The following is a 21,194-nucleotide window of genomic DNA, read 5'->3' on the forward strand; positions in this document are numbered from 1 at the left end:
CGAAGTGCCGGTTCACATCGCCGGATACCGCTCGCGCCCGATTGCGCTCAGGACTGACCGGAAGGTCGCCTCCGAGGCCGCAGTGAATCTGCCGGCTCGGGCCAGGGCCATGCCGCCGGGCAAGCCGGGGGCCCATCGCGCGGTGGCGCAGTCCGAACGGCGGTCCGCAGCACGCAGTCCGCAGTCCGCAGTCCCGAGTCCACCGAATGTCTTTTATGTCATGGACATGATCAACCCAGGAGATTGAGGTTCTCATGCGTCCCTTCGCTCGAACGTCCACCGCCGTCGCCTCCGCCCTCGCTCTGGCGGGCAGCGGACTCATCCTCGGCGTGAGCGTCGGCACCGCGCAGGCCGCCAGCTGCTCGCGGTCCTACCTGCCGCTGCCCGACCCGTCGTGCACCCCGGGCGTCTACAACTCCGCCGTCACCCAGTCGACGATCAACTCCACGATCTGCGTGTCCGGCTGGACGGCGACCGTCCGTCCGCCCACGTCCTACACCAACCCGCTCAAGGCGCAGGGCATCATCGACTACGGCTACTCGGACACCAACATGGCCGACTACGAGGAAGACCACCAGATACCGCTCGAACTCGGCGGCTCCCCGCGCGACCCCAAGAACCTGTGGCCGGAGCCGTACTCGGGCTCGCAGACCGCCCACAGCAAGGACGGCGTCGAGACGAAGCTCAAGAACGCGGTCTGCGACGGCCGGATCACCCTGTCCGCCGCGCGTACCGCCATCAAGAACAACTGGACCACGGCCCTCAGCGTCACCGGCATCGGCTGACGGCATCGGCGGCGACCGGTGGCGCCCGGCACGGGGCGTCGCCGGTCGTCCTCCGGTCACTCACTCCACGGGGTGAGCCTGTGCCGCAGAGCGAGGCCTCTCCTTGGGCGACTGCCGGCCCGGCCTGATCGCGGGGGAGACGTAAGGGGTTCACGCACGACGCGCGGAGGTTGCCCGCAGCTGCGTCAGCTCTCCACTTCCGAGTCGGTGCCCAGCCCGCCGCGGCAGCGGTACAGCAGCGCACACGCGCCGATGACGAGCCAGACAGCACCGCCGATACGGGCTCGGTCGTCCATGTTCCACAGCACCGAGCCGATGATCACGAAGCCGGCGGCGGGGGCGACGAGATGGAGGTTCCAGCGGCGGCTGTGGTTGCGCACCACGAAGTGGACGAAGACCGAGAGGTGCAGCAGCAGGAAGGAGAACAGCGCGCCGAAGTTCACCAGCGACGACAGCAGATCCACCTGGCCCACCAGGAACAGGCCGATGACCAGGGAGATCACCGCGACCACGAGGAGCGCGCGCTGCGGGACCCTGCGCACCGGATGCACATGCCCGAGGAAGGCCGGCAGCTTGCGGTCCCGGGCCATGCTGAACAGCAGTCGCGATGTCGCCGCCTGGGCCACCAGTGAGTTGGCGACACCGATGGCCAGCGCGGCGGCGACCACGACGGTGGTCTTCAGCCAGTGCCCGCCGGCGATCTCGGCGATGTCGTAGAACGCGGAGTTGGTCGCCTCGTCGCCCGGGAAGTCCGTCTTGCCGGGCACCAGCAGGGCCGCCACGTAGGTCTGGGCGACGAACAGCACCGCCACCGCGATCAGCGCGTACACCGTGGCCCTGCCGACCAGCCGCCGATCGCCGGCCCTGACCTCTTCCGACAGGGTGGAGACGGCATCGAAGCCGAGGAAGCTCAGCACCGCGATGGAGAGCGCACCGAAGACCAGCCCGGGGGCCAGCAGGTCGGGCTTGAGGAAGGGGTCGAACGACAGGTGCGCGCCGTTCCTGCCCGTGAGGACGGCCGCCAGGCCGAACCCGACGAACAGTGCCAGCACGATCAACTGGCCGACCAGGAAGATCTTGTTCAGCCGCGTGGTCGACTCGATGCCGAAGAAGTTCACCGCTGAGTTGACGACGACGAACAGCACGACCCAGAGCCACTGCGGCACCGCGGGCAGCAGTGAGGTGAGCGCGGCCGCGCTCATCACGCACCCCAGCGTGGGGACGAGCAGATAGTCGAGCAGGATGCCCCAACCGGCGATGAAACCGATCCCGTCGTTGATGCCGCGGCCGGCGTAGGTGTACACGGACCCGGCGATCGGGAAGGCCCGGGACATCTCCCGGTAGCTGAGCGCGGTGAAGAGCATCGCGACCAGGCCGATCAGGTAGATCAGCGGAACCATGCCTTCGGAGCCGTTGAACACCACGCCGAAAATGGTGAACGGCGCGATCGGGACCATGGCCACCAGGCCGTGGACGACCAGGTCGGACAGTTTCAGCGAGCGTTTGAGCTCTTGGCTGTAGCCGAAGGCGTCCAGACCCGGTTCGGCGACCGACGAGCCGGGCGACCGGCCCTCCGCCGGGTCGGTGGTGGTCGTCATGCGGCTACCTTCCGAACGGGGTCTGTGGTCGGGCGCCGGCAGGCTTTGGCGTCACCCTCGAATCGTGTCGGCCGGCCGGGGCCCAGCGGATGGTCCGCGGGAAAGTCCACACGGGTGAGTGACTTCGCGCTGCTTGCGGAGAGGACGCGGACGATCGGGGACGGCCTGGCCTACCTGCGCGGCTCGGAGAGTCGTCGCCGCAGGATCATCCTCTCGGGCGTCGCTCTGGCCGGCCCACCTGATCCAGGCGTCCCGGACCGCGTCCTCGGCCTCGGCCGCGGTGCCGACCGGATGGGAGCTGACCGCCGCTCCGTGACATCTGGTCGATATGATGCACAGCACAGTCCGCGTCGGTGTTCGCCGGTGTCGACACCGCTGGGTGGAGGCGGTGGAGAACGCACTCGTGGCCCGTGCCCGGGACGCCACGACGTGCTCCCCGCGGGCCGGCCCGTCCGGCCATGAACATCGGAAGGCTGCGCTCCGTATGCACTCTCGTCGGAAACTAGGGAGTGAGTCATGGTCCGTATCGTGGCGGGGGTCGTTCTGTTCCTCCTCGGAGCCCTCTGGATCAGCCAGGGGACGGGTGCGATGAAGGGCTCGATGATGTCGGGGCACGGTCAGTACACCGTGCTGGGCATCGTCGTGGCGCTCATCGGCATCGCCTGTGCCCTCTGGGGATGGAGGGCCCGCGGCCGCAGGGGTAACGCTCCTGGACGTTGACCAACAGCGTGATGCGGAGTGCGCATAGAGTTGCTCGGCCAGAGGAAACGTGGCGAGAAGCGAATTGCATGGCAGGCTGTGCTTCCTACCGCCCGAGCCCAGGAGGTTCACCATGACCGCAGTGTCTCCAGCGCCGGAGGGGTCGGATTCGGCTGACGCCGAGAATCCTGCCCTGACGCCGGACGAGAACGGTCAGTACGACCTGAAGGCCAAGTTCCGGGAGGCCCTGGAGCGGAAGCGCAACATGCAGGCGGAGGCCGCGGCCCTCGCCGGGAACACGGACGCGGCGAAGATCCGCGGCGCGCACGGCCCGGCTGCGAGCCAGCGCTCGTTCCGGCGCAAGAGCGGCGGCTGAGCCCGACCCGCCGTTCGGACGGCCTCGGCAGGACACCGCGCGACGGCCACTACGTCGCGCGGTGTCCCTGCCACATGACGGAGGCGCCGGCGGCCCTGATGAGCGCCCCGGAGATCTGGACAGGGGCAGCAGCCGGTAGGAGACCTCGTCGTGGCCCTCAGGGCGCCAGGACGGGCTTGACCGCCAGGCCGGTCCTCATCTCCTCTGCCGCGCGCTCTATGTCGCGGAGCGGAAACGTCTTGATGAGCTCGCCGACCGGAAGCCGGCCGCCGCCCATCATGGCTGCCAGCCGCGGCAGGAACTCGGGCGGATTGCTCCGGCCCTCGACGACTCCGATGACGCGTTTGCTCTCGTTGACGAGATCGGCGACGTCCAGGGGAGCGGTCGCCCCGCACGCGGGGACGCCGACCACACCCGCCGTTCCGCCGGATGGCGGCAGCTGACCGGATCTTGGCGGACATGCAGAGGCGCCACGCACGGCGGCTCGGCGCGGACGACCACGCCGAGTTCAAGCGCCTCTTCATCGACGTGGTGGAGCAGCAGCAGCGCTACGCGAAGAGCGCCGCCGCGGACCCGTCCGTGCCCGCCGGCACCTCCTGACGGAGTCCGTCCCTGACGCGTCGCGCCGAGGCTCTCCCGGGTCGTGGACGGGGCCACCGGAAGCGCACGCCTCCACCGCCGGGAGTCCCGCCTCAGAGGACTCCCAGCCTCCGGAGCAGCTCCTCGGTCCGTGCGCCTGTGATCCACCGGTGGGCGCTCCAGCCCGTACCGAGGGCGGCGTCGACGTTGACCTGCCGGTCGTCGACGAACAGGACGTCCGCGGCGGGCAGGCCCAAGCGGTCCGTGACGTGCCGGTAGATCGCGGCGTCGGGTTTCGCGAGGCGGAGCTCGGCCGAGAAGAACCAGTCACTGACGTACGGCGCCCACGGTGTCTCACGGGCGGCTGCCGCCATCTCGCGGGTCGCGTTCGACAGGATCCCCACCCGGACGCCGCGTTCCGACAAGTCCTCGAGCAGAGCCGTGGCGTCCGGGCGGATCGTCGTCCACGCCTCGGTGTCGATGCGCGTCAACTCGGCGATGAGGCCGTCCCTCGCGCAGATGCCGAGGTCCGCGAGCAGGCGGCCCCAGAAGGCGGTCGCACTCCCGCCCCGGTCGTACGCCTCCCGATGCGCCCAGTACGCGGTTTCCACATCCTCGGGCCTGTGTGGCAGGCATGCCGCAAGGCGCTGGTAGAGCCCCGGCGGAGTGGCGAGCACTTCACCGAGATCGAAGATCACCACGCGGGGACACGGCGGCGCCGGCCGGTCGCCGGCGGCGGGGCCGGGCCCGAAGGGGGTCCCGCCCCGGAGGTCTGTCACGGTCATCTCTTTCCGGGGTGTACGTGCCGTCAGCCGCTGCGTGGGCTGCCGGCGTTCAGCGGGCGGTCGGGGCCTGGGCCAGGGTGCGGCCCCGGACCAACGTGCCCGGGAGCAGTTCGTGCCGGGGCGGCGTGCGCTCGTCGAGCTGGGCGCGCATCACTTCCACGGCCCGGCGTGCGGCATCCTCCACCGGGATGCGGACGGTGGTGAAACCCATCAGGTCGATGCCGGGAAGGATGCCGTCGAAGCCGGTGAGCGACAGGTCGTCCGGTACCTTCAACCCGGCCTCCTGCGCGTGCGGGAGGAAGGCCAGCAGGCGCCAGTCGGAGGGGAACATCGCGGCGGTGATCCGCTCCTCGCGCCGCAGCTCGACGATCTCGCGCGCGCCTTCCTCCCGGCTGCCGAACGTCGGCGAGGAGACCTCGTACACCTTGACCCCGCGCTCGGTCAGGCCCCGTACCATCGCCACGCCGCGCCGGTGCTCGGAGACCGAGTGGTCGGGCACCACCACCGCGGCGCCCCGGTGCCCGGCCGCCACCACCGCGTCCACCAGCAGGCCGGCGTTGTAGTCCTCGTCGTAGGAGACGCTGTGGATGTCGGGGTGGGACTCCGGCCGGCCGACGACCACGACCGGCACCAGGTCCAGGAAGGGTTCGAGCATCTCGGCGCGGATGACGCCGGTGGAGACGAACATGCCGCCGACGCGCAGCCCCAGCAGCCGGTTCAGCGCCTGGCGTTCGAAGTGGGCGCCCTCGTGGCGGGAGGGCGCCACGGTCACCATCTGCAGGCCCGCGGCGCTGACGTGGGCCTGCAGTTCGGCGAAGAGCAGCCCGTAGGCGGGGTTGTCCGGGGCGCGCAGCAGCAGGCCGAGGATGTCGGAGCTGCGCGCGGCCAGCGACCGCGCCATGGTGTTCGGCACGTAGCCGAGCCGCTCCGCCGCCTCGTACACGGCCCTGCGGGTGTGCTCGGCCACGGGCGTGGAACCGTAGAAGACCCGTGAGGCCGTCGCCCGTGAGACCCCCGCTTCCAGGGCGACCTTCGCCATGGTCACTTTCAGCGGTGAGGTGACCTTGTCGTCCATGCTCGGTGCCACGCGGTCACCCTATCGGCTGCGGCCGGGACGCCGACCGCCCCCAGCTGCCGTACGTGCGCGGGGTGATGCCGCGCACCTGCTGCCGGTAGCGGCCGAGCAGGTCGGGCCAGTCGGTCTGGATGATGTCCGCACCCAGCTCCATGAGCCGGCCCCATCCGTCGTCGGGGTCGCCGAAGACCGAGGTGTGGTCGTCGATCCCGGAGTACAGGGGCACGCCGTCGGGGAGGTTGATCGCGTTGAGCAGGCACAGCAGTCCCCGCCGGTGCATCTCCGTGACGACCGCGGGGTCGGCGAGCTCGTCGTCGGGGTGGCGCGCGATGAGTTCGACGCCCACGAGGTTGAGGTCCGGGGCGCCGAGGACGGTGTCGATGTCCGCACGGGAGTAGACGATCGGCACGAACGGGTACTTGACCGGGTGCCGGCGCAGCTTGTCCAGCCACTGCTGGTCCACCGGGCTCTTGAAGACCAGTTGCCCGGCGATGTCGAACCGGTCGGCGAAGGGCAGCAGGTCGTCGAGGTACCACCAGGACCGGTCGATGTTGAACAGCACCTCGCCGCGGAAGCGGGTGAAGATCTCGCCGAGTTCGGAGAGGCCGGCGCCGTGGCTGCTCCAGCGGTACCGCAGCGCGCGGATCGCCTCGGCGTCCAGGGCGCGGATGTCGTCCGCGCGGTCGAAGGCGTGCGGCTCGGCGCCGTCGTGGAAGACGAAGAAGGAGCCGTCGCGGGAGCGGATGACGTCGAGCTCGACCATGTCGGCGCCCTGGCGGAGCGCCGCGACGACGGCCCCGGTGGTGTTCTCGGGCACGTTGCCGAGCCCGGTGCCGCGGTGCACGCAGATCAGCGGGGTGCGCTGCGCGAGGTGGGTGTTGAGCAGCGCGTTGACATGCTGGTGTCGGGGGTGGCCGAACATGGTGTTCCTTCGTGTACGTGCGGGTCAGACGGTGCGGGTGGGACGGGCGGACGCGCCCGTGTCGGTGTCCGCGGCCGTGGGCGCGGTGTGCTCGTGCCCGGGGCGCGGCCGCGGGCGCCGCCGGCGGTGCCCCGTGTCGGCGCGACGGCCGTAGACGAACCACATCACCAGGCCGGAGACGGCCATCAGGAGCACGGCGTAGACCAGGGTCAGGGCGGTGCTGTCGCTCGTGCCCTCGTTGCGGGTGGCGTTCTGGATGGTGATGCCGAGCGGCTGGTACAGCGGGTGGGCGAGGAAGACGGAGATGTCGTAGTCGTCCAGCAGGCTGTTGAAGTTCAGGGCGCTGACGGCCGCGGCGGTGGGAAGCACCAGGGGCAGCAGGACGCGCCGGAAGGTGTGCCAGGCACCCGCGCCGAGCAGGGTGGCAGCCTCTTCCAGCGAGTCGGGGACGCCCGCGTAGGCGGCCTTGAGCATGCGCAGCGTGATCGGGATCTTCGCCGAGACGTAGGCGATGGCGAGCAGGACCAGGGTGCCGGTGAGCACGGTGCCGCCGACCACCGTTCGTGGCTCGGAGTAGGTGATGATCAGTCCGAGGGCGGTGAGCGTGCTCGGCAGCATCCACGGGATGTGCAGCAGGTGTTCCACGGCGGCGGTGACCGGGCTCGGGTACTTGTGCAGCACCCGGGCGACGAACAGCATCAGGGCGATGACGACGGTCGCGGTGACGGTCGCGTACGCGATGCTGACCAGCAGCGGCCAGGAGGCGGTCGCGTCGGTCAGCACCTGGCGGTAGTTGGCGAGCGTGAAGCTGCTCGTGGTGATCCGGCCAGAGGCGATGGTCGAGGCGCCGGTGAAGGAGAACACCACGATCAGCAGCGGCGGTACGAGGTACGCGGCGAACAGCGCGTAGGCCAGGACGTGCACGACGGCGCCTGCCACCGGGTTGGTGATCCGCTGCCTGCGCAGTGCCGAGGGCACCTTGGAGACGGAGAAGTAGGTTCCGCCGGCCTGCATCCGGTTCAGGACCGAGAGCAGGACCAGCGTGGCGGCGCCGAGGAGGACGGCGAGGGTGGCGGCCAGGTCGCGGGAGGAGGGGATGCCCGCGAAGGTGAGGATCATCGGCGTGATCGTCTGGAAGTCCCGCCCGCCGATGACCTGGGGCGCGGCGAAGGCCGTCAGGCCGCCCAGGAACGTCAGCACGGTCACGGCGAACAGGGTGGGCTTGAGCACCGGCAGCACCACCCGGCGCAGGATCCGCCAGGGCGAGGCGCCGAGCTGCTGCGCGGCCTCGATGGTCTGGTGGTCCACCCGCCCCAGGGCCGAGGTGAGGAACAGCAGATGGTAGCTGGTGCCGGTGAGGGTCATCACCATCACCACGGCCGGCATCCCGGAGAACCACGCCGGGTCCGTGCCGGGGAAGGCGTCCACGAGCAGGCGGGTGAGGAGGCCGTGCTCGCCGTAGACGAAGGTGTAACCGGACACGGCCACGACTCCGCCGTAGACCAGCGTGGTGGCGTAGCCGAGCCACAGCAGGCGGGCGCCGCGCAGCGCGAAGTAACGGGTGGCCAGGACGATGAAGACGCCGACGGCGTTGACCGTCACGGACAGGGCCGCGGCCAGCAGGAAGCTGTTGCGCAGCGATTCGCGGGCGCGGTCGGAGGACCACAGCTCGGTGAAGGCGCGGGTGCTGAACGAGCCGTCGGGAAGGAAGATCTCCCGCAGCATGACCAGGTTCGGGAAGACCAGGAAGGCGAAGACGAACCACAGCAGCAGCGCGCCGGCCACCAGGACCAGCGGCGAGCGGAGCATCCTCCGCGCGGAGCGGTTCACCGTCGCGCCCCGCCCGCCGCGGAGGCACCCTCGGGGCCCGGGTACTGCAGCAGCGAGGCCGGGTCGATGACGAGGTCGACCCGCTCGCCCTCCCGGGACCGGAAGCCGTCCTGGGCCCTGAGGACCGCCCGCAGGCGGTCGTGCTCGGTGCGCAGGTGGTAGACGTCGTGCATGCCGTGGTAAGTGTGCGAGTCCACCGTGGCGGGCACGGCGATCCCGCCGTGCGGGGTGCCGGGCCGGACCGCCTTGACCTTCTCGATCCGCACGTAGGTGGCGGCGCCGGCGTCGAGACCGGAGGCGCCGGCCGCCGCGAGCATGCCCACCAGGGCGGGGCTGAGCCGGTTGACCTCGCCGAGGAAGGTGCAGACGAACTCGGTGGCCGAGCGCTCGTAGACCTCCTGCGGAGTGCCGATCTGCTCGATGCGCCCCTGATCCAGGACGGCGACGCGGTCGCTCATCGACAGGGCCTCGTCCTGGTCGTGCGTGACGTAGACGGTGGTGATGCCGAACCGGCCTTGCAGGTCCTTCAGCTGCCCGCGCAGCTGGCGGCGGAGTCTGGCGTCGAGATTCGACAGCGGCTCGTCGAGCAGCAGGACCTTCGGGCGCAGGACCAGGGCGCGGGCGATGGCCACCCGCTGCTGCTGGCCGCCGGAGAGCTCGGCGACCTGCTTGTCGAGCTGCTGCTGCGACAGGTCGACCTGCTCGGCGATCTCGTTCACCCGGCGGTCCGTCTCGGCCCTGGACAGCTTCTGCACGCGCAGTCCGAAGGCGATGTTCTCGCGCACGTTCATGCCGGGGAACAGGGCGTAGTTCTGGAAGACCATGCCCACCTCCCGCTTGCCGCTGGGCAGGTGGGTGATCCTCCTGCCCCCGAGGTGGATGTCGCCGGCACTGAGGTCGACGAAGCCGGCGAGGGCACGCAGCGCGGTGCTCTTGCCGCAGCCGGAGGGTCCGAGCAGTGTGAAGAACTCACCCTCCTGGACCTGGAGGGAGAAGGCGGGCAGCGCCGTGAAGCCGCCGAACCTCACCGTCACGTCGTCAAAGGTGATCATGTGGGTCCTCGGGAGATGTCGGGTGGCGGAAAGGGGGCGTTCCAGGGGGAGCGGCCGCGCGGGGCGGGCCCCCGCGCGGCGCGGAGTCAGCTCCCGAGGTAGTCCAGCTCGACCTTCTCGATCCACTGGTCGAGGTGCTCGGCCACGAACGACCAGTCGATGTCCTGCTCGGTGAAGGAGTTGGTGTCGCTGACCGCCGCCGGGTCGGCCTGGGCCAGCGCGTCCTTGTTCGTCGGCATGGTGTGGAACTGCTTGGACCAGGCGGCCTGGACCGTCGCGCTCCCGAACCAGTCGATGAACTTCTTGGCGTCCGCCGCCTTCTTCGTGCCCTTCACGAGCCCGACCTGCTGGACCGTCATCGGCACACCGATCTTCGGATGCACGGCCTCGGTGGTCACCTTGTACTGCTGCTCGCGGGTGGCCTTGCCGGCCAGCCACATCTGCCCGGCGTCGACCTTGCGGGACGCCATCCGCGCGTACAGGTCGGTGTCGGCCACCGCGGGGACACCGTCGTGGAAGTACGCCTTGACCGCGTCCCACCCGGCCTTGCTGACCCCGAGGTCGCCCTTGTCGTCGCGGTAGCGGCTGAGGATGCCGGCGAGGACCATCTGCGCGGTGGCGCCTCCGAGGTCGGCGGGCACCTCGTAGCGCTTGGCGAACTGCTTCTCGGTCCACAGGTCGGGCCAGTCGGAAGGCGCCTGGGCCGGGCTGCTGTAGGCCGCCTTGTCGTAGACGAGCATGACCGGTTCGCGAACGATCGGCCAGTACTCCTTGCCGGTCGGGTCGCCCGCCGAGGCGTCCACCTTGCCGGCCCACGACGGCGTGTAGGGGGCCAGCACGTCCTCCTTCTTCAGGTTCTCGAAGTAGACGTTGTTCAGGCCGAAGGTGACGTCGGCGATCGGATTGGCCTGCTCGGCGAGCAGCCGGTTGCGGATGTCGCCGCCGCCGAGGTCCACGAACTGGAGCTTGAAGCCGGCCTTCCCCGCCTCCTTCTTCAGCCAGTCGCCCCGCCCGTCCGACACGGAGTTGCTGTACACGACGAGGCTCTTGGTGCTCCCCGTCCCGCCCTGCCCGCCCGCCGCGACCGGCGAGGTACAACCCGTGGCCATCAGTCCAGTGACAAGCACCGTCGCTGCGGCGGTGATGGTCTTGCGCACCGACTTCATCCGTTCTGATCCCCTTGCCGCCCAGCGCGGCCAAGAACTCCCGAGACACGAGACACGCCATGAACGCGCGTTCACAGGAGAGTGAACACGCTTTCATTGACTTCGGGACGACAGGAAGATGAATCGCGGGGGTGGCGAGAATCAACCGTGCCTGGGTGGTGGCGGCCGTGGCGGCTCCCGCCGTGGCCGCGCCGGTGACGCAGCCGGCGATCAGCAGCAGGTCGGCGGGTGCCGGCGTGGGACCGTGCGGCCTCATCGGCTGGGGATGCCTCGGGTCGAGATGCCTCAAGAAGCCCGGATCATGATCGCGTCACGAGCTCGCGGGAAAGCGTTTGAGCGAGGCGGCGCCCCACTGCTACTTTCCCGGTGGACCGTGAAGTCGTCGTGTGGAGGTGAGCCCCGTGAACACAGTTACCCGTGGGTGCTCCCTCAACCCGTCACGGTCCGGCGGCTGACGTTCGGTGCCGCCAGGAGCGCCTGAGATCGAGGCACTCCTGGAGGGAGACGCCGATGAACACGAAGCCTTTCACATCCGGCCTGAGCGAGAACGCGGTGATGATCACGCGCGTCGCGGACAGGCAATGGCATGCACTGGACGACGACCTGGTGGTCGGCCGCGGGCATGCGGCCCACCGGCCAGACGGACGCCTGTTCGTCAGCATCGACGCCTGGCATGACGCCACCTTCGACCGGCTCGCCGAGGTGATGCTGGCCGAACTGCCGGCACCGCTGTACACGGTGGTCGACGAAGCCGACGTCGAGCTGACGGCCGGCTGGCTGCGGGCCGGGTTCACGATCCGGCGCCGCGAGTGGGAGTACGACGTGCCGACGGACCCGCGGGTCACAGGACTCGAAGCGGTCCTGCCGCCTTCGGGCGTGACGATCGTGCCCGCCGGTCAGGCGGACGAGAGCCGGCTGCGGGCCGTGGACCGGGCGATCCGTGACGAGGTCGCGGCGACCGCGGGGTGGCAGTCGATGCCCACTGAGGTGGTTCGCGGCCCCGAAGGCGACACCATTGTCGACCCGTCGAAGTACGCGGTGGCCGCGGCGCCGGACCGCTACCTGGGTCTGATCCGGGTGGTCACGGTGATCCGGCCGCGCATCGGGCTGGTCGCGGTCCGGGCCGGCGAGCAGCGCCGCGGCATCGCGCGGGCGCTGCTGGCCCACGCGCTGGGGACGCTGCACCGCTCCGGGTCCGCCGTGGCCTGGGCGGAAGTCCACGAGTCCAACCAGGCGGCCTCGGCGCTGTTCGAGGGCATCGGCGCCCGGCCGACGAGCAGCAACCTGGAGCTGGTGCGATGACGAGGAACAGGAACGTCATCGAAGTCGAGGGCAAGGTCGTCGAGTGCCTGCGCAGCGCCATGTTCACCGTGGAGCTCGAGAACGGCCACCAGGTGCTCGCGCACATCAGCGGGAAGATCCGCAAGAACTACATCAAGATCATGCTGGAGGACCGGGTGCTGGTGGAACTCCCACCGTACGACCTGACGCGCGGTCGGATCGTGTTCCGGTACCGGAACTAGCCGCGGCCGGCGCCTGCCGCTGTAGCTGATCCTGGGGCCACGGTCAGGGGTTTTTCGTGACCGGGGCCCCGGGATGGCACTTTTCCGCGCTGATCACCGACCGCCCCGCGCGCATGTACGGGGCTGAGGGACGGCGAGATTGCCGACCAGCGGTTTCTCCGTCAAGAATGCCCTGCCGTCGTGATCGGCACGGATTTCCAGCCGGTTTCAGCTGCCCAGCGCTCGGCTGCCATCATCAGCACCTGCGTCGCCGGGGCCTTGATCTGCCCGTAGTCCCGTAGGTCCGGAACGCTGAGGGACAGGCGCTTCTTGAACGCTCCCCATGAGTGGCGGGCAGCTTCATCGGCGCGTAGGTAATCCCGGAAGAGAAGAGCGAAGCGGGCGTTCGGGCCGCCCTCCTCGCGCAGGTGCACGTTGCACCGTCGGGCGCCGACCGGGGGCGCGAACACCAGCTTGCGACACTCCTGGCCGCCGCAGACCTCGGTGCGGTTCCAGGACTCGTGGCGGCAGCGGAAGCCGATCGCCGCGAACAGCTCGACCTGCTGACTTTCGTCCACGGCCTCGACGCGGACCTGGATGTCCACGCAGTCCTTGGCGGCCAGACCTGGGACCGAGGTGGAACCGACATGGTCGATCGACCGGGCATGGTCACCGAGTGCGTCGCGCAGTGTCGTGGCCAGCTGCTCGAAGTCCAGCGCCCATTGCGGCTGGTAGTCCAGCAGCGCTACCGGGGCCGATTCGTCGGGGAAAGGCATGCCTACAGCATGGAGCGGTCGCTCAGACTCCGGCGACGGTGGATCACGCCCTTTCCCGTGAGTGGCGCGCGTACAGCGCGGGCCGCCGGTCCGCGTGGACGTCGTTGCGCTCGCTGATGGCCTTGTTCCGGGCCTCGGCGAGGTCGAGGGTCGCGGTGAGGACCGCTTCCTGGCCGAGGCGCAGCGGGGTCACGGGGTAGCCGTCGGCGTCGACGATCACGCTGCCGCCGAGCCAGTCCTGGCCCCGTTCGACGCCGGTCCGGTCGGCGACGGCGAGGAACATGCGGTTGACGGAGGCGTTGGCCTGCGCGCGGACGATCTCGCCCGGCCGCTCGCCGTCCGGCCGCGGAGACAGCGGCCAGTTGACGGGCGCGCACAGCAGGTCCGCGCCGTCCAGGGCCGCGAGCCGCACCCACTCGGGGAACTCCAGGTCGTAGCAGACCATGAACCCGATGCGGCCGTAGACGGTGTCGACGACCGGCGGGGGAGTGTCGCCCGGCGAGAAGCCCCAGGTCTTCTCGCCGTTCCACAGGTGGGCCTTGCGGTAGGTGGCGCGCAGTCCGGTCGGATCGGCGAGGGCGGCCGCGTTGTGGATGCGCCCGTCCCCGCCGCGCTCGGCGAAGCCGCCGACGATGACCAGGTCGTGGCGGGCGGCGAGCGCCTCCCACTCCCTGACCGTGTCGCCGTCCGGCGGCTGTGCCGCGGCCCGCAGCTCCTCCGCGTCGGTGAAGACGTAGCCCGTACCGGCCAGCTCCGGCAGGACCACGACGTGCGCGCCGCGCTCGACCGCGGCCTCGACGGCGCCCCGGATCCGCTGCCGGTTCCCCGCGGTGTCGCCGACCCGGGGCGCGATCTGGCACACGGCGACGGTGACCTCGGTCCCGCGGGCGGCGCCGGGGCGGGATGGTTGCGGGCTCATCGGGCGGATCCCTCCAGCTCGGCTTCGCTCACCACCTGCGCGCCGGCCTCCGCCTCATGGTCCAGGCTCCTGGAGAACAGCAGATACAGCCCACCGGAGACGACCAGACCGACGACGAACGAGAAGTCCGCGCCACCGAGGGCGTTCGCCGCCGGGCCGGCGTAGAAGCTGGTCGAGAAGAAGGGGATCATAGCCGCGAACCCGATGAGGTAGGCGGTGACGCCCCGCCACGCCCAGCGTCCGTAGAGGCCGTCCGGCTTCAGGATCTCGGCGATGGCGTACCTCCCCCGGCGGACGAGGTAGAAGTCGACCAGGTTCACCGCGGTCCACGGGACGAGGAAGTACAGCATCATCAGCACGAAGTTGTTGAAGCTGCCGATGTAGTCGTCCGGGATCAGCAGGGCGACCACCAGGGACACCAGGCCGACCACGACGAGCCCGATGACGCGCAGCCGCACGGTGGGGCGCACGTTGCGGAAGCCGTCCAGCGCGCTGGCGCCGGTGAGCATCGCGCCGTAGGCGTTGACCCCCATGATGGAGATCAGCGCGAGCACCGAGGCCATGACGGCGATGAGTCCGAAGCCGGGGAAGACCAGGTCGCCGACGGAGCGCAGGGCGAGGATCGGGTCGGGATCGGGCAGGTGGCCGGCGAGGATCGCGCCCAGCGACATCAACCAGATCGCGGAGAACGCGGCGCCCGAGTACACCGCGCCTATCAGGCCCCGCGCGGGCACCTTCGCCGGCAGGTAGCGGGTGTAGTCGGAGACGTAGACGGCGTAGCTGATGTTGTACCCGGCGGCGAGGGAGAACTGCACCAGGAACGCCGTCAGGCCCCATCCCGCCGTGGCGGCGGGCACGTTGGCGGGGGTGGGGTGGGAGCCGAAGTGGACGATCGCGACCACGGTGAGGACGGCGAAGACGAGGACCAGCAGGTACGTCAGCCAGCGCTGGACGAAGTGGAGCAGGTCGTGACCGACGACCGCGATGACGATGGACAGGGCGATCAGGACCGGGTACCAGAAGGGCTTGCTGTCCGGGAGCCACAGTCCGAGGCCCTGCGCGGCGAGGACCGTGTCGAAGACGAGGAAGCCCACGTAGACGAAGACGGTCGCGGCGAACGGCACCGCGGAGCCGCGACTGCCGAACTGCGCGCGGGACTGGATCATCTGGGGCAGGCCCATCCGGGGGCCCTGGTTGGCGTGGAAGGCCATGAAGAACGTTCCTGCGGCGACGCCGAGCACGATGGCCAGCACGCTGTACCAGACGTTCAGGCCCATGGAGGGGCCGACGAAGCCCGTGACCATCGTCGGCAGGACGAAGTTGCCGGTGAACCAGAACGGTCCCTGGTGCCAGACCCTGCCGTGCCGCTCGACGGCGGGCACGTAGTCGATCGAGTGCTGCTCGATCGCCGGCTCGTGCTGCCTCGCGGTGTCCGAGGAGGTCATCGCCTTCCCCTCTCGTTCGTGGGCCGGGCATCCGGCGCAGGCAGGTGGTCGGGCGTCATCGCCGAGAGGATCTCGTAGGCGGTGTGGGCGGCCGCGATGCCGGTGAGCTGGGCGTGGTCGTAGGCGGGGGCCACCTCGACCACGTCGGCTCCCACCAGGCGTGTCCCGCGCAGGGCGCGGATCATCGCGAGGAGTTCGCGGCTCGTCATCCCGCCGGCTTCGGGCGTTCCGGTGCCGGGCGCGTGTGCCGGGTCGAGTACGTCGATGTCGATGGACAGGTACACGGGCCGCTCCCCGAGGCGGGCGAGCATGCGCTCGATCGCCCGGGGCAGGCCCTCGGCCTCGATCTCGGGGCTGGAGATCACCGCGAACCCGAGGCGTTCGTCGTCCCGCAGGTCCTGGCGGGAGTACAGCGGACCCCGGGTGCCCACGTGCAGGCTGGTGGTGAGGTCGATCAGCCCCTCCTCGGACGCACGGCGGAAGGGGGTGCCGTGCGTGACGGGGGCACCGAAGTAGGTGTCCCAGGTGTCGAGGTGGGCGTCGAAGTGGAGCACGGCGAGCGGGCCGTGCCGCCGGGCGGCGGCGCGCAGCAGCGGCAGGGCGATGGTGTGGTCCCCGCCGAGGGTGAGCAGCCGGGTACCGTCCGCGGCCAGGTCCTCGGCGGCGGCCCGGATCTGGGCGACCGCCTCGTCGAGGCTGAAGGGGTTAGCGGAGATGTCGCCCGCGTCGGCGACCTGCTGGGCGGCGAAGGGCTCGACGTCCTGCGCCGGGTTGTAGGGCCGGAGCAGCCGGGAGGCCTCACGGATGTGCGCGGGCCCGAAGCGGGCGCCCGGCCGGTAGCTCACCCCGCTGTCGAAGGGCACGCCGACGACGGCGATGTCGGCGCGCGGCACGTCTTCCAGGCGGGGCAACCGGGCGAAGGTGGCGATCCCCGCATAGCGGGGGCTCAGACTCGCGTCCGGGGGGCCGACCGGGGGGCGTGCGGGTTCGGCTGAGTCCATGGGGCCGACCGGGGGGCGCGGGGGTTCGGCTGAGTCCATCGGAACCTCGGATCTGTTCCAGGCGGGAAGTTACCTATACACAACAAAGGATGCCTATTGGGCAACTAGCATTCCGGGTAGTGTTTGCTCTGAGTGACGGCCATGTCAAGGGCCTCCGGGAGCCGAAGGAATAACGCGAGGATTTCGATGAGAGCGCTGCACCCGACACCGTCCGCCGAACCGGTCCGTGTCGGCGCGCGTCTGCGGGCCTCCCGCCAGGCCCAGGGTCTCACCATCGAGCAGGTCGCCGCCGCCACCGGTCTGACCAGGGGGTTCCTCAGCCGGGTCGAGCGTGACGAGACCTCGCCGAGCGTCACCTCCCTGGTCACCCTCTGCCAGGTGCTGTCCCTGCCGATCGGCTCGCTCTTCGAAGGCCCCGACGCCGAGGTGGTCCGGCTGGACGCGGCCCCCCGCCTCAACATGGGCGGGCAGGGCGTCGAGGACCGCATGGTCACGCCCCGCAACCAGTCGAAGATCCAGATCCTGCGCTCGCGACTCGAACCGGACGCGCACGGCGGCGACGATCTGTACACGATCAACTGCGACGTGGAAGTGCTGCACGTGGTCAGCGGCGAGATCTCCGTCCGCTTCACCGACCGCACCGAGGTGCTCGCCGCGGGCGACACCCTGACCTTCCCCGGCCGGGAGCCGCACACCTGGTTCAACTCCGGCCCCGGCCCGGCCGAGGCCACCTGGACGTTCGTGCCGGCTCCCTGGAGCGGTTCGCACTGATCCGCGGAGCTCTCGTACCCGCTCTCCGCAAGCAAGCCCCATGTCGGTCGGCGCGCGGCACCGGCGGCGGCCCGGCCCCGGCCGTGCGCGGCGAACGGACGTGCCGTCGCGCCCTATGCGGCACCTGCTTCCCGGGATTATTTTCTGCAAAGGCAACGTCAACTTCCGCTGGAGGTACCCCATGCGTGCCCGCTCTTTACTGATCGCGATGGGAGCCGTCCTTCTGGCGGCCGCGCTGGTGCCGATCTGGGCCATGGCACCAAGTGCGCCAGCGGCGAGGGCAGTGAAGCCACCAGAGACCGCCGCTCTGGAAGCGGCCCCGGTAGCGGCACCGGCCGCGGCACCTGCCTCGGCGGCCAGACCCGCTCCCGACCTGGCGATCTCGAAGTCCAACAGCCCGGCGATGTTCTCGCAGGGCCAGAACGACGCCACGTTCACCGTGCGCGTCACCAACGTGGGAGACCGGCCGACCTCCGGAACCGTCGTCGTCGCGGACGAGATCCCGGCCCACCTCGACTTCGTCTCGTCCACGGCGGACGGGTGGAGCTGTTCCGGGTCGGCAACGAGGAGTTGCACCCGAAGCGACGCCCTGGCGCCCGGAGCGTCCTACCCGCCGATCACGATCAAGGTCAGCGTGGCCAACGGCCTCGGGGTCGGTGAGGACCCGGCGGCGCACATCACCGACACCGCCACCGTCTCGGGCGGCGGCGACGTCGACCCGTCGAACGATTCAGCCACTCACCAGGTCAAACTGGACGCCTGTCCCTACGGGTGGTCACCTGAGGCACCGATCACGTTCAGCCCGCCCTTCCGCCCGGGGCTGTACGGCGGCGTACCCTCCGGCGTCACCAACCCCCAGCAGTCCAACGGCTGCACGCTCCTCGACCGGATCTGGGCCGGTGAGCCGTTCGCCAGCCATGGCCAGTTCCTCTCCCTGGTCGCCGGTGCCACCGACGGCTTCGTCAAAGCGGGGCTGTTGACGTCCGCGGAGCGGCAGGCGATCGAATCGGCCGCCGGGCGCTCCGACGTCGGCAAGAAGGACGACCACCAGGTCGACAACTCGTGCTCGAACCGCGTCGCCTTCACCTTCGACGACGGGACATCGTCATATCGGCCGCAGCTCCTGAAGGTGTTTCGGGAGAAGCAGGTGCCGGCGACGTTCTTCGACAACGGTGTCCGAGTCGAGGCGAACCCGGGGATCGCCCGGTTCCAGGTGCATGAGGGGTACGTCGAGCTCAACCACACCTACACCCACGTACACATGGATGAGCTGAACGCGGACGCGAACCGCGAGGAGATACTCCACAACGAGCAGGTGCTCAACGCTGCCGGCGCGCCCCTCACCTTCCTCGGGAGCCGCCCGCCGTTCGGCGGCTCGGACCCGGCGGTGCAGCAGCTGCTGGACTCGATGGGCTACGTCTACTTCCTCAACAGGATCGACGGAGAGGACTGGCTTCCCGACAAGAGCGCCGAGGCCATCGCCGACGACATCTTCGCGCAGGCCCGACCCGGCGTGATCATGGGGATGCACGATGGCGCGATCGACGCGACGAACGGTCCGCAGACGGTGAAGGCTGTAGGGGAGCTGATCGACCGCTACCGGGCGAACGGCTACTGCTTCGGCGTGGTCGACCACACCGGCCAGGTGGTGGCCGACCGGAACGTCTCTTCGGGCGACCCCATCCCGAACGCAGTCAACCCGGTGCCGTACCACCTGCCCCTGGCGTTCGGCACCCCTGACCAGATCCCCGGTGCATGGACCCGGGTCCCGTCGCCTCTGTCCGTGTCGGCGACGCACAGCCCGGCGACGTTCACGCGCGGCGACGTCGGCGACAAGCTCACCCTCACCGTCTCCAACGTGAGCGACAAGCCGGGCGACGGAAGCTCGGTCACGGTGAACGAGGCAATCCCCAGCGGGCTCACCGCGACGGCCGCATCCGGGCCGGGGTGGACGTGCACGGGCACGACCACCACGAGCTGCACGCGCACCGACGCTCTCGCTCCCCACTCCTCCTACCCCCCGATAACCGTCACGGTCGACGTGGCCGGCGACGCCCCGGCGACGACCACGAACGCACCCGCGCTCGTGGCCCACGGCGAATCATGGACAGACGAGGCAAGCGACCCGATCACCGTCAAACCCCGGCCGTGAGGAGCGCCGGCGAGCACCGGCGGCGACCGCAGCGGGCCCCTGGCCGAAAGACCGTCAAGTCCGGGCCAGGAAGCGGCTGGCAAGCCGGCTGAAACCAGGCAACGGCGTTCCCGCACCGGGCTCTTCGGTTCGGTTCGGTTCGGTTCGGTCCGGTTCGGTCTGGCCCGGTTCGGTTCAGCGCGGCGTTGCGGCGTCGTGGCATCGCGGGGGTACGGGGGGCAGGGCGTCAGGGCCTCATGGGTCACGGCGCCCTGATTCTCAGCTCCGTCTCGGCGATGTCAGCCCGGTCCCGGCGGTGAACCCGTCGAGCAGGCCGGCCCCGGTTCGCACCCGCTACAGGCGCGTGCGAACCGGCCCGGCCCGTCCTGCCCCGCCACCGATACCGCACAGGGCCGGGCTGCCCGGACCGTTCTCAGCGTGCGCCAACGCGCCCGTCCGCCGCGGCCGTCGGCGCCCGTGCCCCGGGTCGTGCCCGAGCACGACCCGGGGCACGCCCGGCCTCCTCGCACCATGACATGGCACGAGCGGTGAGGTGGAAGGATCCAGGGGTCATCCAGCGGTCCAGGGAACGCCTGACCGGGGGAGCGAAAGCATCGTGGAGGCCCGCACCGCCCTCGTCCGTCCCGTGCCGGAGCTCCTCGTGGAGCACGCCCGGCGCCAGGGCGGCAAGATCGCCTTCGAGGACCACCACCACCGCGTGACCTACGCGGAGTTGGAGCTCCAGACCCGGCGGCTGGCCGGTCACCTGGCCGCCCTCGGGCTGCGCCGAGGCGACCGTGTGCTGATCCACCTGGACAACCGGTTGGAAGCGGTGACCACGCTGCTGGCCGTGACCAGGGCGGGAGCGGTCGGCGTACCGGTGGACCCGCGCTCCACCGACCCCGAGCTGGCCCACCTGCTCGACGACAGCGGGGCCCGGCTGGTGTTCACCGACCGGGCCGACCTGGACCGCTTCCTGCGGCTGCGGGCGACCCGCCCGCGGCTGACCGTCGTGCTGGTGCACGGTGGGGCCGACCGGCGCGCCGAGGCCGCCGACACGGTCCGCTACGAGGAGCTGATCGCCACCACGCCGCCCGCACCCGCCCGGGATGACGCCGGGCTCGACGATCCGGCGTGGCTGCTCTACACGTCGGGGTCGACCGGCCTGCCGAAGGGCGTGCTCTCCAGCCAGCGCAGCCGCCTGTGGCCCGTGGCGGCCGGGTTCGCGGGCGTCATGGGGATGTCGGCCGAGGACCGGCTGCTCTGCCCGCTGCCCCTCCACCACGCCCTGGGCCACATCGTGGGTGCGCTCGCGGTGACCGCGGTCGGGGCCACGGCGCGGATCCTGCCCCGGTTCTCCGCCGAGGAGGTGATCAACGAGCTCCGCCGGCCGGACGCCCCCTGGACGCTGCTGGCCGCGGTGCCGGCCATGCACCAGCAGCTGCTGGCGGCACTCGACGGCCGTCCGCTGCGGTCGCCCGGGCTGCGGACCGTGCTGAGCAGCGGTGCCGGTGCCGCGGCAGCGCTGCGCCGCTCCTTCGAGGAGCTGTGCGGGGTCCCGTTCCTCGACCACTACGGATCGACCGAGGCCGGACCGGTCACCATGACGGCGCCCGACGAGGACCGGCCGCCCGGCTCCTGCGGCCGGGCGCTGCCCGGGCTGCGGCTGCGCCTGGGCGACGGCGAGGGCCCCGGCGACGCGGCGGTGCGGGAGGGCGAACTGTGGGTCTTCGGACCGAACGTCATGAAGGGTTACCACGGCAGGCCGGAGGCCACCGCGCA

Annotated in this window: 20 protein-coding genes and 1 pseudogene; 9 read left to right on the top strand and 12 right to left on the bottom strand. The window is 70.5% G+C overall.

The genetic code is table 11. The annotated features are described in order from the left end of the window. The first annotated feature begins 254 nt into the window (after window positions 1–254). Window positions 255–785 carry a hypothetical protein gene (locus Sm713_RS36610; RefSeq protein WP_212914236.1) on the top strand — a complete coding sequence of 177 codons (531 nt, stop codon included), beginning with the start codon at window positions 255–257 and terminating at the stop codon, window positions 783–785. Window positions 786–970: 185 nt separating this feature from the next. On the opposite strand, the gene Sm713_RS36615 is transcribed toward Sm713_RS36610, so the two are convergent. After that, the gene (locus Sm713_RS36615) at window positions 971–2,383 is read right to left on the bottom strand and encodes an APC family permease (RefSeq protein WP_212914237.1); all 1,413 of its coding nucleotides are present in this window, start codon (window positions 2,381–2,383) and stop codon (window positions 971–973) included. A 516-nt stretch (window positions 2,384–2,899) separates the two neighbouring features. Between Sm713_RS36615 and Sm713_RS36620 the strand changes: the two genes are divergently transcribed. Together Sm713_RS36620 and Sm713_RS36625 are read left to right on the top strand one after the other, a co-directional pair. Next, entirely contained in the window at window positions 2,900–3,103 is a 204-nt protein-coding gene (locus tag Sm713_RS36620) for a hypothetical protein (protein ID WP_212914238.1), read from the top strand. 112 nt (window positions 3,104–3,215) lie between these two features. After that, complete coding sequence (locus Sm713_RS36625; RefSeq protein WP_212914239.1) at window positions 3,216–3,458, top strand: DUF5302 domain-containing protein; 243 nt, start codon at window positions 3,216–3,218, stop codon at window positions 3,456–3,458. Between the two features lie 157 nt (window positions 3,459–3,615). Here Sm713_RS36625 and Sm713_RS36630 read toward each other — a convergent pair whose 3' ends face one another. Beyond that, a complete protein-coding gene (locus tag Sm713_RS36630) occupies window positions 3,616–3,870 on the bottom strand; it encodes a hypothetical protein (RefSeq protein ID WP_212914240.1) in 255 nt (84 codons plus the stop codon). A 47-nt stretch (window positions 3,871–3,917) separates the two neighbouring features. Between Sm713_RS36630 and Sm713_RS36635 the strand changes: the two genes are divergently transcribed. Continuing rightward, complete coding sequence (locus tag Sm713_RS36635; protein ID WP_212914241.1) at window positions 3,918–4,058, top strand: hypothetical protein; 141 nt, start codon at window positions 3,918–3,920, stop codon at window positions 4,056–4,058. A gap of 92 nt (window positions 4,059–4,150) precedes the next feature. Here Sm713_RS36635 and Sm713_RS36640 read toward each other — a convergent pair whose 3' ends face one another. The 6 genes from Sm713_RS36640 to Sm713_RS36665 all read right to left on the bottom strand — a co-directional run bounded on the left by Sm713_RS36640 (window position 4,151) and on the right by Sm713_RS36665 (window position 10,867). Further along, window positions 4,151–4,816, bottom strand: coding sequence for an HAD family phosphatase (locus Sm713_RS36640; RefSeq protein ID WP_212914242.1), 666 nt, complete (start codon window positions 4,814–4,816; stop codon window positions 4,151–4,153). A 55-nt stretch (window positions 4,817–4,871) separates the two neighbouring features. After that, window positions 4,872–5,909 carry a LacI family DNA-binding transcriptional regulator gene (locus tag Sm713_RS36645; RefSeq protein WP_212914243.1) on the bottom strand — a complete coding sequence of 346 codons (1,038 nt, stop codon included), beginning with the start codon at window positions 5,907–5,909 and terminating at the stop codon, window positions 4,872–4,874. A 4-nt stretch (window positions 5,910–5,913) separates the two neighbouring features. After that, a complete protein-coding gene (locus Sm713_RS36650) occupies window positions 5,914–6,819 on the bottom strand; it encodes a glycerophosphodiester phosphodiesterase family protein (RefSeq protein ID WP_212914244.1) in 906 nt (301 codons plus the stop codon). 24 nt (window positions 6,820–6,843) lie between these two features. Next, complete coding sequence (locus tag Sm713_RS36655) at window positions 6,844–8,649, bottom strand: iron ABC transporter permease (RefSeq protein WP_212914245.1); 1,806 nt, start codon at window positions 8,647–8,649, stop codon at window positions 6,844–6,846. After that, window positions 8,646–9,701 carry an ABC transporter ATP-binding protein gene (locus Sm713_RS36660; protein WP_212914246.1) on the bottom strand — a complete coding sequence of 352 codons (1,056 nt, stop codon included), beginning with the start codon at window positions 9,699–9,701 and terminating at the stop codon, window positions 8,646–8,648. The genes Sm713_RS36655 and Sm713_RS36660 overlap by 4 nt, the downstream gene beginning before the upstream one ends. 86 nt (window positions 9,702–9,787) lie before the next feature. Further along, window positions 9,788–10,867, bottom strand: a complete 1,080-nt coding sequence (locus tag Sm713_RS36665) for an extracellular solute-binding protein (RefSeq protein WP_212914247.1) — start codon at window positions 10,865–10,867, stop codon at window positions 9,788–9,790. A gap of 510 nt (window positions 10,868–11,377) precedes the next feature. Between Sm713_RS36665 and Sm713_RS36670 the strand changes: the two genes are divergently transcribed. Both Sm713_RS36670 and infA read left to right on the top strand, forming a co-directional pair. Continuing rightward, entirely contained in the window at window positions 11,378–12,169 is a 792-nt protein-coding gene (locus tag Sm713_RS36670; RefSeq protein WP_212914248.1) for an N-acetyltransferase, read from the top strand. Then, a complete protein-coding gene (gene infA, locus Sm713_RS36675; RefSeq protein ID WP_212914249.1) occupies window positions 12,166–12,390 on the top strand; it encodes a translation initiation factor IF-1 in 225 nt (74 codons plus the stop codon). Before Sm713_RS36670 ends, infA begins: the two co-directional genes overlap by 4 nt. Before the next feature lie 161 nt (window positions 12,391–12,551). On the opposite strand, the gene Sm713_RS36680 is transcribed toward infA, so the two are convergent. Genes Sm713_RS36680 through speB form a run of 4 tightly spaced genes read right to left on the bottom strand, consistent with a single transcriptional unit; the run spans window position 12,552 to window position 16,510 of the window. Continuing rightward, window positions 12,552–13,145: a GrpB family protein gene (locus Sm713_RS36680; protein WP_212914250.1), complete on the bottom strand. Its 594-nt coding sequence runs from the start codon at window positions 13,143–13,145 to the stop codon at window positions 12,552–12,554. 43 nt (window positions 13,146–13,188) lie between these two features. Continuing rightward, window positions 13,189–14,064, bottom strand: coding sequence for a nitrilase family protein (locus Sm713_RS36685; protein WP_212914251.1), 876 nt, complete (start codon window positions 14,062–14,064; stop codon window positions 13,189–13,191). After that, window positions 14,061–15,509, bottom strand: a complete 1,449-nt coding sequence (locus tag Sm713_RS36690; protein ID WP_212914252.1) for a cytosine permease — start codon at window positions 15,507–15,509, stop codon at window positions 14,061–14,063. Before Sm713_RS36690 ends, Sm713_RS36685 begins: the two co-directional genes overlap by 4 nt. After that, entirely contained in the window at window positions 15,506–16,510 is a 1,005-nt protein-coding gene (gene speB, locus Sm713_RS36695) for an agmatinase (RefSeq protein ID WP_212914253.1), read from the bottom strand. Before speB ends, Sm713_RS36690 begins: the two co-directional genes overlap by 4 nt. Window positions 16,511–16,696: 186 nt before the next feature. Here speB and Sm713_RS36700 point away from each other — a divergent pair, with 186 nt between their 5' ends. The 3 genes and pseudogenes from Sm713_RS36700 to Sm713_RS41080 all read left to right on the top strand — a co-directional run. Continuing rightward, entirely contained in the window at window positions 16,697–17,281 is a 585-nt protein-coding gene (locus Sm713_RS36700; RefSeq protein WP_212914254.1) for a helix-turn-helix domain-containing protein, read from the top strand. Window positions 17,282–17,396: 115 nt separating this feature from the next. Beyond that, on the top strand, window positions 17,397–19,433 hold the full coding sequence (locus tag Sm713_RS36705; protein ID WP_212914255.1) for a polysaccharide deacetylase family protein: 2,037 nt from the start codon (window positions 17,397–17,399) through the stop codon (window positions 19,431–19,433). 697 nt (window positions 19,434–20,130) lie between these two features. Continuing rightward, window positions 20,131–21,111 (top strand): annotated as a pseudogene (locus Sm713_RS41080) (long-chain fatty acid--CoA ligase); the annotation flags it as partial. Between the last annotated feature and the right edge of the window lie 83 nt (window positions 21,112–21,194).

The sequence above is a fragment of the Streptomyces sp. TS71-3 genome (assembly GCF_018327685.1).
GTDB lineage: Bacteria > Actinomycetota > Actinomycetes > Streptomycetales > Streptomycetaceae > Streptomyces.

What these genes read in the sequence shown, in the direction of transcription:
- Sm713_RS36610 (WP_212914236.1), top strand. Translation starts at nt 255, where the DNA reads ATGCGTCCCTTCGCTCGAACGTCCACCGCCGTCGCCTCCGCCCTCGCT.
- Sm713_RS36615 (WP_212914237.1), bottom strand. Translation starts at nt 2,383, where the DNA reads ATGACGACCACCACCGACCCGGCGGAGGGCCGGTCGCCCGGCTCGTCG.
- Sm713_RS36620 (WP_212914238.1), top strand. Translation starts at nt 2,900, where the DNA reads ATGGTCCGTATCGTGGCGGGGGTCGTTCTGTTCCTCCTCGGAGCCCTC.
- Sm713_RS36625 (WP_212914239.1), top strand. Translation starts at nt 3,216, where the DNA reads ATGACCGCAGTGTCTCCAGCGCCGGAGGGGTCGGATTCGGCTGACGCC.
- Sm713_RS36635 (WP_212914241.1), top strand. Translation starts at nt 3,918, where the DNA reads ATGCAGAGGCGCCACGCACGGCGGCTCGGCGCGGACGACCACGCCGAG.
- Sm713_RS36650 (WP_212914244.1), bottom strand. Translation starts at nt 6,819, where the DNA reads ATGTTCGGCCACCCCCGACACCAGCATGTCAACGCGCTGCTCAACACC.
- Sm713_RS36660 (WP_212914246.1), bottom strand. Translation starts at nt 9,701, where the DNA reads ATGATCACCTTTGACGACGTGACGGTGAGGTTCGGCGGCTTCACGGCG.
- Sm713_RS36665 (WP_212914247.1), bottom strand. Translation starts at nt 10,867, where the DNA reads ATGAAGTCGGTGCGCAAGACCATCACCGCCGCAGCGACGGTGCTTGTC.
- Sm713_RS36670 (WP_212914248.1), top strand. Translation starts at nt 11,378, where the DNA reads ATGAACACGAAGCCTTTCACATCCGGCCTGAGCGAGAACGCGGTGATG.
- infA (WP_212914249.1), top strand. Translation starts at nt 12,166, where the DNA reads ATGACGAGGAACAGGAACGTCATCGAAGTCGAGGGCAAGGTCGTCGAG.
- Sm713_RS36680 (WP_212914250.1), bottom strand. Translation starts at nt 13,145, where the DNA reads ATGCCTTTCCCCGACGAATCGGCCCCGGTAGCGCTGCTGGACTACCAG.
- Sm713_RS36685 (WP_212914251.1), bottom strand. Translation starts at nt 14,064, where the DNA reads ATGAGCCCGCAACCATCCCGCCCCGGCGCCGCCCGCGGGACCGAGGTC.
- Sm713_RS36690 (WP_212914252.1), bottom strand. Translation starts at nt 15,509, where the DNA reads ATGACCTCCTCGGACACCGCGAGGCAGCACGAGCCGGCGATCGAGCAG.
- speB (WP_212914253.1), bottom strand. Translation starts at nt 16,510, where the DNA reads ATGGACTCAGCCGAACCCGCACGCCCCCCGGTCGGCCCCCCGGACGCG.
- Sm713_RS36700 (WP_212914254.1), top strand. Translation starts at nt 16,697, where the DNA reads ATGAGAGCGCTGCACCCGACACCGTCCGCCGAACCGGTCCGTGTCGGC.
- Sm713_RS36705 (WP_212914255.1), top strand. Translation starts at nt 17,397, where the DNA reads ATGCGGCACCTGCTTCCCGGGATTATTTTCTGCAAAGGCAACGTCAAC.